The sequence below is a fragment of the Macromonas bipunctata genome (genome assembly GCF_002837135.1).
Lineage (GTDB): Bacteria > Pseudomonadota > Gammaproteobacteria > Burkholderiales > Burkholderiaceae_C > Macromonas_A > Macromonas_A bipunctata.
Genome location: NZ_NWBQ01000022.1, coordinates 15,111 through 27,871, shown reverse-complemented (window position 1 = coordinate 27,871; position 12,761 = coordinate 15,111). Strand labels below are relative to the sequence as shown.

14 protein-coding genes and 1 pseudogene are annotated in these 12,761 nt (G+C 67.1%); 10 read left to right on the top strand and 5 right to left on the bottom strand.

The window, feature by feature from the left end; genetic code table 11:
• Positions 1-64: 64 nt before the first annotated feature.
• From CON76_RS03585 to CON76_RS03575, 3 genes are all read left to right on the top strand, one after another.
• Positions 65-628 (top strand): outer membrane protein assembly factor BamE, encoded by a 564-nt coding sequence (locus CON76_RS03585; protein WP_101101992.1) that lies wholly within the window; start codon positions 65-67, stop codon positions 626-628.
• Positions 629-639: 11 nt separating this feature from the next.
• The gene (dapB, locus tag CON76_RS03580; protein WP_101101991.1) at positions 640-1,452 is read left to right on the top strand and encodes a 4-hydroxy-tetrahydrodipicolinate reductase; all 813 of its coding nucleotides are present in this window, start codon (positions 640-642) and stop codon (positions 1,450-1,452) included.
• A gap of 307 nt (positions 1,453-1,759) precedes the next feature.
• Entirely contained in the window at positions 1,760-3,007 is a 1,248-nt protein-coding gene (locus CON76_RS03575; protein ID WP_101101990.1) for a helix-turn-helix domain-containing protein, read from the top strand.
• A gap of 37 nt (positions 3,008-3,044) precedes the next feature.
• On the opposite strand, the gene scpB is transcribed toward CON76_RS03575, so the two are convergent.
• The 3 genes from scpB to recA form a co-directional block, all read right to left on the bottom strand.
• Complete coding sequence (gene scpB / locus CON76_RS03570; protein WP_101101989.1) at positions 3,045-3,830, bottom strand: methylmalonyl-CoA decarboxylase; 786 nt, start codon at positions 3,828-3,830, stop codon at positions 3,045-3,047.
• A gap of 70 nt (positions 3,831-3,900) precedes the next feature.
• Positions 3,901-4,536, bottom strand: coding sequence for a RecX family transcriptional regulator (locus CON76_RS03565; protein WP_101101988.1), 636 nt, complete (start codon positions 4,534-4,536; stop codon positions 3,901-3,903).
• A complete protein-coding gene (gene recA / locus CON76_RS03560) occupies positions 4,533-5,609 on the bottom strand; it encodes a recombinase RecA (RefSeq protein ID WP_101101987.1) in 1,077 nt (358 codons plus the stop codon). Before recA ends, CON76_RS03565 begins: the two co-directional genes overlap by 4 nt.
• A 168-nt stretch (positions 5,610-5,777) precedes the next feature.
• On the opposite strand from recA, the gene CON76_RS03555 reads away from it, so the two are divergent.
• From CON76_RS03555 to CON76_RS03545, 3 genes are read left to right on the top strand one after another with little or no spacing between them, the layout of a single operon-like run.
• Entirely contained in the window at positions 5,778-6,278 is a 501-nt protein-coding gene (locus CON76_RS03555) for a MarR family winged helix-turn-helix transcriptional regulator (protein ID WP_420812903.1), read from the top strand.
• Positions 6,279-6,295: 17 nt separating this feature from the next.
• Positions 6,296-7,579 carry an AAA family ATPase gene (locus CON76_RS03550; protein ID WP_101101985.1) on the top strand — a complete coding sequence of 428 codons (1,284 nt, stop codon included), beginning with the start codon at positions 6,296-6,298 and terminating at the stop codon, positions 7,577-7,579.
• Positions 7,576-8,184 (top strand): hypothetical protein, encoded by a 609-nt coding sequence (locus CON76_RS03545; RefSeq protein ID WP_101101984.1) that lies wholly within the window; start codon positions 7,576-7,578, stop codon positions 8,182-8,184. The genes CON76_RS03550 and CON76_RS03545 overlap by 4 nt, the downstream gene beginning before the upstream one ends.
• On the opposite strand, the gene CON76_RS03540 is transcribed toward CON76_RS03545, so the two are convergent.
• Both CON76_RS03540 and CON76_RS13805 read right to left on the bottom strand, forming a co-directional pair.
• Positions 8,176-8,364 (bottom strand): type IIL restriction-modification enzyme MmeI, encoded by a 189-nt coding sequence (locus CON76_RS03540; RefSeq protein WP_101101983.1) that lies wholly within the window; start codon positions 8,362-8,364, stop codon positions 8,176-8,178. The genes CON76_RS03545 and CON76_RS03540 overlap by 9 nt on opposite strands.
• Positions 8,365-8,428: 64 nt before the next feature.
• A pseudogene (locus tag CON76_RS13805) lies at positions 8,429-8,605 on the bottom strand (type IIL restriction-modification enzyme MmeI); the annotation flags it as partial.
• A gap of 182 nt (positions 8,606-8,787) precedes the next feature.
• Here CON76_RS13805 and CON76_RS03535 point away from each other — a divergent pair.
• The 4 genes from CON76_RS03535 to CON76_RS03520 all read left to right on the top strand — a co-directional run bounded on the left by CON76_RS03535 (position 8,788) and on the right by CON76_RS03520 (position 12,728).
• The gene (locus CON76_RS03535; protein ID WP_101101982.1) at positions 8,788-9,462 is read left to right on the top strand and encodes a response regulator; all 675 of its coding nucleotides are present in this window, start codon (positions 8,788-8,790) and stop codon (positions 9,460-9,462) included.
• Between the two features lie 94 nt (positions 9,463-9,556).
• Entirely contained in the window at positions 9,557-11,050 is a 1,494-nt protein-coding gene (locus CON76_RS03530) for a sensor histidine kinase (protein ID WP_101102030.1), read from the top strand.
• 80 nt (positions 11,051-11,130) lie between these two features.
• Positions 11,131-11,730 (top strand): LemA family protein, encoded by a 600-nt coding sequence (locus CON76_RS03525; RefSeq protein ID WP_420812901.1) that lies wholly within the window; start codon positions 11,131-11,133, stop codon positions 11,728-11,730.
• An 11-nt stretch (positions 11,731-11,741) separates the two neighbouring features.
• Positions 11,742-12,728 (top strand): TPM domain-containing protein, encoded by a 987-nt coding sequence (locus CON76_RS03520; RefSeq protein WP_240592752.1) that lies wholly within the window; start codon positions 11,742-11,744, stop codon positions 12,726-12,728.
• The last annotated feature ends 33 nt before the right edge of the window (positions 12,729-12,761 follow it).

Here is a 12,761-nt window from a genome sequence, read left to right as displayed (position 1 = left end):
CAATGCCCCGGATGATATAACCATGCGCCTGCGGGCGCCTGTTTTTTGCCGGAATGCCCACACGATGACGCCTCGCCCCTTTTCGTTAACCGCCCGCCGCTGCACGCTGGCTGCGCTGGCCGCCCTGGCCCTGTCGGGCTGCGCCAGCACCGAAAAGATCAGCGGCTCGGTGAGCACGCTGGGCGGGCTGATCACGCCGTACAAGATCGACATCCTGCAAGGCAACGTGGTCACGCGCGAGCAGGCGCAGGCGCTGCAGCCCGGCCTGCCGCGCGAGCAGGTGCGCGCCATGCTGGGCACGCCGCTGCTGGCCAGCGTGTTCCACGCCGACCGCTGGGACTACGTGTTCACCTTCCGCCGCCAGGGCCAGCCGGCGCAGCAACGCAAGGTGTCGGTGTTCTTTGACGGCGACGTGGTGGCGCGCGTGCAAGCCGACGAGCTGCCGACCGAGGCCGAGTTCGTGGCTTCGCTGGACAAGCGCCGCAACGACCAGCCGCTGCCCAGGCTGCAAGCCAGCCCCGAGGAGCTCGAAGCCTTCCGTGCCAAGAACCCGGCCCGCACCGCCGACGCCACCGCCCCCGTGCCCGTACCTGCCGCCACGTTCTACCCCCCTCTCGAATCCCGTTGATTTTTCAAGTTATGAGCACCCCCCTCCACCGCATCTGCATTGCAGGTGCCAGCGGCCGCATGGGCCGCATCCTGATTGAAACCATCCAGAACGCCGACGACTGCGCCCTGGGCGGCGCGCTGGACATGACCACCAGCCCGGCGCTGGGGCAGGATCCGGCGGCGTTCCTGGGCCAGCTCAGCGGCGTGTCCATCGTGTCGGACCTGGACGTGGGCCTGGCGGGCAGCGAGTACCTGATCGACTTTACCCGCCCCGAGGGCACGATGGAGCACCTGCGCGCCTGCGTGCGCCACGGCGTCAAGCTCATCATTGGCACCACGGGCTTCAGCGACGCGCAAAAGGCCGAGATTGCCGAGGCGGCCAAGTCGATTGCCATCGTCATGGCGCCTAACATGAGCGTGGGCGTCAACGTCACCTTGAAGCTGCTGGAGATGGCCGCCAAGGCGATGGCCACCGGCTACGACATCGAGATTGTGGAAGCGCACCACCGCCACAAGGTGGACGCGCCCAGCGGCACCGCGCTCAAGATGGGCGAGGTGATTGCCGACGCGCTGGGGCGCGACCTGAAGGAGTGCGCGGTGTACGAGCGTTACGGCCATACGGGCGAGCGCGACCCGTCGAGCATCGGCTTTGCGACCGTGCGCGGCGGCGACGTGGTGGGCGACCACACGGTGATGTTCATGGGCACGGGCGAGCGCATCGAGGTCACGCACAAGTCCAGCAGCCGCGCCACCTACGCCCAGGGCAGCCTGCGCGCGGTGCGCTTTTTGGCCAGCCAGCCCAACGGCTTGTTCGACATGTTCGACGTGCTGGGCCTGCGCTGAGCCTGCACTGAAACGGGGCGCGTGCGGCGCCTGCCTTTCCGCTAGAATCCGCGCCACGGGTTTAGCAGCCCCAAGCAAAAAGGCGCAGCTTTGCCGCCACCCCGGTTCTTCGGTGTGGTCAAAAGCAACCAGCTGCAACTTGTTTTCCGTGCGTTGTGCGTGCATGGCTCCGTTGTATGGGCGGCCATGCGGGGGAGCCGCAAGGCTCGCCGGTTCCTTTTTGTCGGTCTGCTAACCCCGCATGTGCCTGCCCACCACCGTTTAGCAGCGGTTTTGGGCGGTTTTTCCGTTCAAAAAGGAGCCAACCATGGCTGACACCTACACGCCCGTGGCCGCGCCACGGCAGCAATTCATCAACATCGACCTCGTGCGCCGCATCGTGCTGTGCCGCAACCTCTCGGGCACCAGCCGCTCGGTGCTGCTCACCGTGGGCATGCACGCCAGCAAAGAACGGCGCCAGTGCTTCTGCAGCGTCGGCACGCTGGCGCGCGAAAGCGGCTGGTCGCGCCGCACCGTCACCGAACACCTGACGCGCCTGCAGCAACTGGGCTACCTGAGCCTGGTCGGCGTCCACCACAGCGGCACCTGCATCTACCAGGTGCGGCTGGAGCAACTGCCCACCGACGGCGCACCGCACGACGCCGCGTACGGCTCAGGCCCGGTACCAGCCCCCCACGCAGATGGCGCACACCCCCCAGGCGCCAGCTGCGCACCCCCTGTGCAGGAGCCGCTTGCCCCCCACGCAGCAGCTGCGCACCAAGAAGGGTGGGAACAAGGGCTTGAATATCAAGGGAAGGAAGAAGGCGCGCACGACACGCCACCACCACCAGCAAGCCCGGCCATGGCTGCACCTGCGGCAACCGCCGTCCGCCCTTCCCCTTTGGCTGTCCAGCAAGATGCGGATGCACCGCCGCTACTTCAATCGGCGGCACCAGTACCAGTCACCACGCCAGCGCGGGCAGCAACACCCACGGCGGCACCCACCACCAGCGCCACCACCGAGATCGACGCCGACACCGTCGGCCAGCTCAACGCACAGCGCCAGCGCAACGGCAAGGACCCGCTCACGCGGCGCGACATCGTGCAGCTGCAGGCCGAGGCCGCCACGGCGGGCCTGTCGCCCATGCAGGCCGCGCAATGGGTGCTGGCCAAGCCCCGGCGCAACTTTTTCAAGGCCGAGTTCTACACGCCCCCGGCAACGGCAACGCCTGAACCACCCAGCGCCGATGCGCTGGCCGCAGCGCGGGTGATTGTGCGTCTGCAGCCACCGCCCGCCGTGCTCACGCCCGAGGAGCAAGCCGCGCAGGCCCAGGCCGCACAGGAACACCGCGCGCACCTGCGCCAGTACACGGCCAGCTTCAACGCCAACCGCCACGGCCGCTGCGGTGCAATGTCGTCATCCACCCACCAAGGGCGCGACACGCGCTGGGCGCAGCGTGCGGTGGAGCTGTTCGTGGCCGGGGAGCCAGTGAGCCACCGCCGCCTGCACATGGCGTGCGAGGTGCTGGGCATCGATCCGCGCCACTTGCAACGCGCAGCCAGCACAGCGACCTGAACCCTTGAAGCGGCAGTGGCCCACAGGCTGGGTGCGGTCAGCGGCCCTGGTATTGCGGCGTGCGTTTTTGCTTGAAGGCCAGGATGCCTTCGGCGTAGTCCTGGCTGCTGTACACCACGCGGCGCAGGCCCTGGATGCGCTCGAAGTCGGCGGGCGAGAGCGCGTGCGCGGCGGCCAGGATGCGCAGCTGCTCCTTCATCACGCCGATGGCCAGCGGCGAGTTGCACGTCATGGTGCGGGCCAGCTCCTGCGTGAACTCGGTGATCTCGTCGGCGGACACCACGTGGTTGATGATGCCCTGGCGCTCCAGGCGCGCCGCGCTCATGGGGCGGCCCGTGAACAGCAGCTCCTTGGCAATGTGGGGCGGCGCCACGTTGAGGAAGGTGAGCAGGCCGGTGGCGTTGTACGGCACGCCCAGCTTGGCGGGGGTGGCGGCAAAGGTGGCCTCGGGCGTGGCGATGATCATGTCGCAGGCAAACACCAGCTCGCACGCACCGCCCCACACGCCGCCCTCGATCAGCGCAATCACCGGGGCGCTGCAGGCCTCCATCTCGCGGATGAGGATGCGCAGCGGGTCTTGCCAGCCCAGCGGGTCGTGGCCGGCCTTGGGCAGTTCGTGTACGTCGTGGCCCGACGACCACACGCTGGCGCCAGGCGGCGCACGCAGGATCACCACCCGCACGCCCCGGGCGTGGAAGTCGGCCAGCGCCGCAATCACTTCGCAGATAAGGTCTTGCGACAGCGCGTTGCGCTTGGCGGGCTGGTGCAGGGTGATGGTGCCGATGTCCTCGGTCACGTCGGTCAGGATGAAGCGTTGTGTCATAGCCGCGGATTGTGTCGCGTTTGCGGGGCAGCGCCGTGACACGGCGGGTGCAGCGGCGCCGGAGTGGGCCTCAGGCGTCGCCGTCGTCGGCTGGATCCGCGTGGCGGTGGGCGTCCTGCACCACGCGGCGCACCACGTCGGCAGCAAAACCGCGGGTGGCCAGAAAGCGCATCTGGCGCGCCTGCTCGCCGGGGCTGGTGGCGGGCTGGCCAAATTTCTTGCGCCAGACTTCGGTGGCGCGCTCGCGCTCGGTGTCGCGCAAGCTGCGTACCGCGTCTTGCACCACGCCGTCGCTCAGGCCCTTGGCTTGCAATGCCTGGCGCACGCGGCTGGCGCCCCACTGCGCGGCGCGGCGGTGCAACACGCTGTCGGCCACGCGCTCCTCGTGGATGTAGCCTTTGGCCTGCAACTCGTCGAGCACCGCCGCCAACGCCTGGGCGTGGGCCTGGGCGGCGTGCTCGCTGTCGCAGGCGTGGCCGTCGGCGGTACCCGTATCCGTCTGCCCGGGCGGGGCGCTGGCGTCCACGCCGGGCCGAAAGCGCAGCTTGCGCTCCAACTCGGCGCGGGAATGTTCACGCTGGCTCAGCAGGCGCAGCGCGCGCGCCTTGAGCGAGGGCAGCGGGCGCTGGCGCCCCGCCCGCCCGCCGCGCGCAGGTGTGCCACCGGAAGCGGAACTGGAACCAGAACCGGCCTCGCCCCAACTCATGCCAAGTCGGCGCTGTCGTCGTCGAGCACCGGCGGCACGCTGGCGGCGTCAAACTCGGGCAACAGGGGCACATTCAACGCGGTGCGGACTTTGTTCTCAATCTCGTGCGCCAGTGCGGGGTTGGCGCGCAGGAATTCGCGCGAGTTGTCGCGGCCTTGACCGAGTTTTTCGCCGTTGTAGGCGTACCAAGCGCCGGACTTTTCTACGATCTTGTTGGCCACACCCAGGTCGATGATCTCGCCGTGGCGGCTGATGCCTTCACCAAACAGGATGTCGAATTCGGCGGTTTTGAAGGGCGGAGCCACTTTGTTCTTCACCACCTTGACCTTGGTCTCGTTGCCGATCACGTCCTCGCCCTTCTTGAGCGAGCCGGTGCGGCGGATGTCGATGCGCACCGAGGCGTAGAACTTGAGCGCGTTGCCGCCGGTGGTGGTCTCGGGGCTGCCAAACATCACGCCAATTTTCATGCGGATCTGGTTGATGAAGATGACCATGCAGTTGGTCTTTTTGATGGTGGCGGTAAGCTTGCGCAGGGCTTGGCTCATCAGGCGCGCTTGCAAACCGGGCAAGCTGTCGCCCATGTCGCCTTCAATTTCGGCGCGGGGCGTGAGCGCGGCCACCGAATCGATCACGATCAAATCCACCGCGCCTGAGCGCACCAGCGAATCGACGATTTCCAACGCCTGCTCGCCGGTGTCGGGCTGGCTGATGAGCAGCTCGTGCGGGTTCACGCCCAGTTTTTGCGCGTATTGCACATCCAGCGCGTGTTCGGCATCGACAAAAGCGCAGGTGCCGCCTTGCTTTTGCATCTCGGCAATCACTTGCAGCGTGAGCGTGGTTTTGCCCGACGATTCGGGGCCGTAAATTTCAATCACGCGGCCACGCGGCAGGCCGCCCACGCCCAACGCCACGTCCAGCCCCAGCGAGCCGGTGGACACCACTTGGATGTCCTCAATCACCTCGCCTTCGCCCAAGCGCATGATGGTGCCCTTGCCAAATTGCTTCTCAATCTGGGCCAGTGCGGCGGCCAGGGCCTTGGCTTTTTCGGGGTTGAGGTTATTGGGGGTGCTCATGGGTAAATCCTTGGTAAAACAATAAGTTGGCCCGCCACCCTCCCGGTTGCGGAGCAACGTGCGGTGTCGGCATGGAGGGCAGTTTAAGGGCAAATACATTGAAAATATTCAAACATTTGGTCAGTTTACGTTACCATTTACACAGTTATACACAACGTTATGCACAGCATGTTGCCGCCCCCGCCAAACACATCGACCACACCGCCCGACGACCGCTGGCGACAGACCCATTTGGGCTTTTTAATGGGCCACGCGCTGCGCCGATTTGATGCGCGCGTGCTGGAGCTGATGGCGCATGCGGTACAAGTGCCGTTGGCACTGTCCAACCTGGCCGCGCGCGAACAGGTGGGCGCAGCCCACATCCACATCACCCGCCACCTCCAACTGCAAGGCTCGCGCCTGACCGAACTGGCCGCCAGTGCGGGCATGACCAAACAAGCCATGGGCGACTTGGTCAACCAGTGCGTGGCCTGGGGCTTGGTGCAACGCACGCCCGACCCAATGGACGCACGCGCCAAACGCATCGTGTTCACCGACACCGGGCTGGCCTGGCTGGCAGCGTTTCGGCAAGCGGTGGCACAGGCCGAAGCCGAGTTCCGCGAACAGGTGGGCACCGATGTCAGCACCGTGGTGGCGCTGGGGCTGGAGGCCTACGCCTACGGCGCATAATTGCTCCACAATTCGCCATGCTCAAAACCCTCACCCTCAAGGGCGTCGGACCTGCCACCGCGTTCGGGCCGGTTCACTTCGCCCAGCGCCTGAACTTCATCACCGGCGACAACGGCTTGGGCAAAAGTTTCTTGCTCGACATCGCTTGGTGGGTGCTGACGCGCACCTGGGCGCGCGGCGTCGCCGCTGTGCCGCCCTTGGGCGAGAAAAAGTCCAGCATCGCCTACGCTTACAGTAAGTCCACGCCGGGCGATTTCGATGAAGTCAGCGTGTTCAAGCGCTCCGAACAGCTCTGGCCGCTCAAAAAAGGCAGGCCAGCGATTCCCGGCGTGGTGATCTATGCCGGTGTCGATGGCAGCTTTGCAGCTTGGGATCCGGCGCGCAATTACTGGCAGGACAGCGACGCGGCGGACCGCCCCAAAGCCTTCAACTTTACACCCGAGCAGGTCTGGAGCGGCCTGGACGGCCCGGACGGCATGCGTCACTGCAACGGCCTGATTCACGACTGGGTACTGTGGCAGAAAGGCCAGGATCCGGCGTTTGCCGACCTGATTAAGGTGCTTGATGCGCTGTCGCCCTCCGGTCTAGAAAAGCTCACCCCAGGCCAGCCAGTGCGCCTTGGCCGTGATGTCAAGGATTACCCCTCGCTGCACATGCCCTACGGGCAGGACGTGGCGCTGGTGCATGCCTCAGCGGGCATGAGGCGCATTGCGGCGCTGGCCTATTTGCTGGTCTGGACTTGGCACGAACACCAAATTGCCTGCGAGCAGACGGGGCGCAAGAAAGCGCGGGAAATCATCTTCTTGGTGGACGAGATCGAATGCCACCTGCATCCGCAGTGGCAGCGTTGCATTGTGCCGGCGCTGCTGCGCGTGATGCAGGCCCTGACCGGCCGGAAGGTGCCGGTGCAGCTGGTCGTTGCCACGCATTCGCCGCTGGTGCTGGCCTCGGTCGAGCCCGAGTTTGACGAGGCGCAGGATGCCATCTTCAACATCCAGCTGCAAAACGGCCAGGCCCGCGTGATGCAAGAGCCTTGGGCCAAACAGGGCGATGTGGTGAACTGGCTGGTGTCGGATGCCTTCGGGCTGCGCCAAGCGCGCTCGCTGGAGGCCGAACATGCCATCGAGGCCGCCGAGGCCTGGATGCGCGGCGACAAGTCGGCCTTGCCCGACAAGCTCAAGACCCAGGCCGCCATCCACAAAGAATTGCAGCGCGTGCTGCCCGGACACGATGACTTTTGGCCGCGCTGGATCGTTGAGACCTGCCCCGACCTGGCTGGCGGCAAGACGGGGCGCACATGATCGAGATCGACTACGAGCGCCTGACCGAGCCAGCCGACTTCGACACCCGATGCCGGCAAAAAGGCTTGCAGTGGCTGGCCGACCACCCCAAGGCCACGCGCAAGGCCAATGCGCGGCCCCGGGATTACTGGAGCCCGTTCAAGCCACAGTTGGCGGATGCCTTTGGCGACCTGTGTGCCTATGGCGCGATGTACGAGCCTGCTGGCACCGTCGATCACTTTGAGCCGGTGGACGCCAACGAGGCGCGCGCCTACGACTGGGACAACTACCGCTTTGCCTCAGCCTGGATCAACAGCAGCAAGAGCAAACGCACCGCTGTGCTGGATCCCCTGTGGGTACGGAACGGCTGGTTTGAAGTGCTACTGCCTTCGCTGCAACTGGTGCTGGTGCCCGAGAAGGTGCCCGCACACCTACACGCACTTGCCGCGCAGACCTTGACCGACCTGCACCTGCGCGACGACGAGCGGGTGCTGCGACAGCGTCGGGCCTGGCTGCGCAAGTACGAGGAAGGCAAGCTCACGCTGGATGGCCTGCGGGAGGTCGCGCCGCTGATTGCCGCTGCGGTAGAAAAGCGCACAGCATCAAAAATTTCCACTTCACGCTGACACCTTGCGCCGCCGCGTCGGTTTGGCCGGAACCACCGGAGCGGTGGCCGCCGTCAGGGCTTGGTAGCGGGCAAACAAAAAGGCGACGCGGGCGGCATCGTCCGGCGCGGCTTTGTAGCCGTAGGCAGCATCGACGGCTTTGTCGAGCTGTTGGTGGGCTTTGGTGAGCTGCACCGGCATGGTAATCGGGCAGTTCGGCATCTTGCAAACCGGGCAGATAGTCCAGCGCCTGCTGGTAGGCAGCCTGCAAATCCTCGCCACGCGATTTCATCTCAATGAGCAACTTGCCGGGGTAAAAACCGTCCATGCGCCCGCTGCTGCCGCTGGCTTTTTTGACCCGCTGCTCAAAATTCACCAACCGCTTGGCCGAAAAGCCAAACACCTCGCACAAATCGCGGATGAAGTTTTGCGCTTGGCCCATTTCGTAGCTGGCGCTGGCGTAGTCTTTGGCCAAGGCGTAGGCGCGGTGCAGAACTTCGGCTTTGTTCAAGGTGGTGGTCATGGCGGGGGATTTTGCGGTAATTGGAGGCCTCCCGCCTAAAATCCGCATCAGCCCCCGAGACCTCCCCATAACAACACCTTGCCCCCCAGGAGACTGACAACATGCGCATCTTGATTGCCGAAGACGACCAGGTGCTGGCCGATGGCTTGCTGCGAACCCTGCGCGCCACGGGCGCCGCGGTGGACCACGTGGCCAGCGGCTCTGAGGCCGACGCGGCCCTGATGACCAACCACGAGTTCGACCTGCTGATTCTGGACCTGGGCCTGCCCCGCCTGCACGGGCTCGAAGTGCTGCGCCGCCTGCGCGCGCGGCTCACGCTACCGGTGCTGATTCTGACCGCTGCCGACAGCATCGAGGACCGCGTCAAGGGCCTGGACCTGGGCGCCGACGACTACATGACCAAGCCCTTCGCACTGCAAGAACTGGAGGCACGCGTACGCGCCTTGGGCCGGCGCGGCATGGGCGGCGCCAGCAGCCAGATCAAGCACGGCCCGCTGCTGTACGACCAGGCCGGGCGTGTGGCCACCATCGACGGCAAGATGGTGGATCTGTCGGCGCGCGAGCTGGGCTTGCTCGAAGTGCTGCTGCAGCGCGTGGGCCGCCTGGTCAGCAAGGACCAGCTGGTGGAGCGCCTGTGCGAATGGGGCGAAGAGGTGAGCAACAACGCCATCGAGGTCTACATCCACCGCCTGCGCAAGAAGATCGAGAAAGGCCCCATCCGCATTGCCACCGTGCGCGGGCTGGGGTATTGCCTTGAAAAGATCCACCCGACCTGAGACCAGCGGCGCCCGCCAGCGGCCAGCGGCCAATGGCGCGTTCGGGCTGTTCCAGCGCGAGCAGCGCAGCCTGTTTGGCGAGATCCTGGACTGGATGCTCACGCCGCTGCTGCTGCTGTGGCCGCTGTCGCTGGCGCTGACGTGGTTTGTGGCGCAGGGCATCTCCAGCAAGCCCTTTGACCGCGCGCTGGAGTTCAACCTGCAGGCGCTCACGCAATTCATCGTCGTCAACGAGCACGGCACGCCCCAGTTCAACCTGACCAGCCAGGCGCGCGACCTGCTGCGCGCCGACGACACCGACCAGGTGTTCTACCAAGTGCGCAACTTCAGCGGCCAGGTCGTCAGCGGCGACCCGGAGTTCCCGCCGCCGCCCACAGAGACCGACCCCACCTACCACATCGACCCCACCATCCCGGCCGAGGCCATACCGCTGCAGGCCGGGCGCATCCAGCTGCGCGACGACGTGGTGCGCAACGAGAAAGTGCGCGTGGCCTACACCTGGGTCGCGCGCCCGCACAACGGCTACCACGAGCTGGTGCTGCTGCAGGTGGGCGAGACGCGCGGCAAGCGCGCCCAGCTGGCCACCGAGATCATCAAGGGCGTGATGGTGCCCCAGTTCGTCACGCTGCCGCTGGCGGTGCTACTGGTGTGGCTGGCGCTGGTGCGCGGCATCAAGCCGCTGCACGAGCTCGAGCAGCGCATCCGCGCACGCAAGCCCGACGACCTCAGCCCCATCGACGACCACAGCATCCCGCAGGAGGCCACGCCACTGGTGGCTTCCATCAACGACTTGCTGCAGCGCCTGACCGTGTCGCTGGGCACGCAAAAACGCTTTTTGGCCGACGCCGCGCACCAGCTCAAGACGCCACTGGCGGGCCTGCGCATGCAGGCCGAGATGGCGCAGCAGGCCACCAACCCCGACGACGTGCAACGCTCGCTGCAGCAGATTGCCAAGTCCAGCGTGCGTGCCACCCACACCGTCAACCAGCTGCTGGCGCTGGCGCGCGCCGAGACCACGGGCCGCACCCTGCCCACCAGCCCCATCGACCTGCCCGCGCTGGTGATGGAAGTGGTGGAAGACGCCGTGCCGCGTGCGCTGGACAAGCGCATCGACCTGGGCTACGAAGGCCCGCCCCGCCTGCCCGACGGCTGCAGCATGGAGGGCAACCCCACGCTGCTGAGCGAGCTGGTGCGCAACCTGGTGGACAACGCGCTCAACTACACGCCCGCCGGCGGCATCGTCACGGCACGGGTGGTGCTGGACGTGGCCCAGGGCGTGCAGGAGCTGCAGGTGGAGGACAACGGCCCCGGCATCCCAGAGCACGAACGCCCGCTGGTGCTGGAGCCGTTCTACCGCGCGCTGGGCACCAACGTCGATGGCTCCGGCCTGGGGCTGGCCATCGTGCAGGAGATTGCGCTGCAGCACGGCGCCACCCTGACGCTGGACGACACCCACCCCAACCCGGGCGGTTCAGGCGGTTCAGGCGGTTCAGGCGGTGCGGGTGGTGCGGGCGGCCAGCGCGGGCTCAAGGTGACGGTGCGCCTGCCGCTGCACAACAGCAGCGTCTGCGCCGAACAGCTCAGCTGACGGCCACGGCCCGCGCCACGCGCAGGGGCATCGCGCTACGATAGCCCTTCTCGTTCCACCACCGCCAAGGCCCGCCACCCATGTCCTCCTTTGTGCCCCGCTTGCTCCTTGCCCTTGCCACGGTGGCCGCCCTGAGCGGCTGTGGCTACAACGACTTCCAGCGCCTGGACGAACAGACCGCCTCCGCCTGGGCCGAGGTGCTCAACCAATACCAGCGCCGCGCCGACCTGGTGCCCAACCTGGTCGCCACCGTCAAGGGCGAAGCCCAGTTCGAGCAAGACACCCTGACCCGCGTGGTGCAGGCGCGCGCGCAGGCCACCGCCATCCAGGTCACGCCCGAGACGCTGCAAAACCCGCAGGCGCTGCAACGCTTCCAGGCCGCGCAGGGCGAGCTGGGCAGCGCCCTGAGCCGCCTGCTGGTGGTGGCCGAACGCTACCCCACGCTCAAGGCCAACCAGGCCTTCAGCGACTTGCGCGTGCAACTCGAAGGCACCGAAAACCGCATCACCGTGGCACGCAACCGCTACATCGAGGCGGTGCAGCAGTACAACGTGCTGGCGCGCAGCTTCCCGACCAACCTGACCGCGATGGTGTTCAGCTACGCGCCCAAGCCCACGTTCCAGGTGGCCAACGAGGCTGCCATCAGCGCCCCGCCCAGCGTGGACTTCGGGGCCAAATAGCCATGCAGGCCATGCCAGCCAGGCGCACGCAGCCAGCCGCCGGGGCCATGCGCCGCCCCAGCGCCACGGCGCGCCCGCCCTGGCGGCAGCCGCTGCTGCTGTGGCTGTGGTGCTGCGCGCTGGGCTGGGCCACCCTGCTGCCCGGCGCGCTGTGGGCGCAGACCACGCCGCTGCAACCCATCCCCGCCCTGACGGCCCGCGTGCTGGACCACACCGCCACCCTGAGCGCCACGCAACGCCAGGCACTGGAAGACAAGCTGGCCGCCTTCGAGCGCGAACGCGGCAGCCAGGTGGTGGTACTGCTGATTGCCACCACCGCGCCCGAGGACATCTTCAGCTACACCCAGCGCGTGGCCGAAGCCTGGAAAGTGGGCCGCGCCGACGTGGGCGACGGCGTGTTGCTGGTGGTGGCCAAGGACGACCGGCGCCTGCGCATTGCCACCATGCGGGCGGTGGAAGGCGCCATCCCCGACCTGGCGGCCAAGCGCATCATCGACGAGGCCATCACGCCGCACTTTCGCACCAACGACTACGCCGCCGGGCTGGACGCCGGGGTGGATCAGATCCTGGCCCTGCTGCGCGGCGAGAACCTGCCCCCACCCGCCCCTAATGGCAACGATGCCAGCGGTGGCGTGAGCGCACCCGACGACTGGGTGCTGCTGGCGTTTCTGGCGCTGTTCGTCAACCTGGTGCTGCGCCAGCGCGTGGGCCGCTGGGGGCCGTGGCTGGCCACACCGCTGGTGAGCGTGCTGGGCTGGCAGTTTACCGAATCGGTGTGGCGCACGCTGCTGGCGGCGGCCATCACGCTGGGGCTGGGCCTGCTGCTGGCGCGCTTCAAGACCTACCGCAGCGGCACGCGGCGGCGCCGGGGTGGCCGCGACGACTGGCCCGGCGGTGGGGGCTGGGGTGGCGGTGGGGGCAGTGGCAGTTCTGGGGGCGGGTTTTCCTCGGGGGGCGGGGGCCGCAGCAGCGGCGGCGGCGCCTCGGGCGGCTGGTAGGGCGGCGCACCGCACACCGCCAGCAGCCGTCAC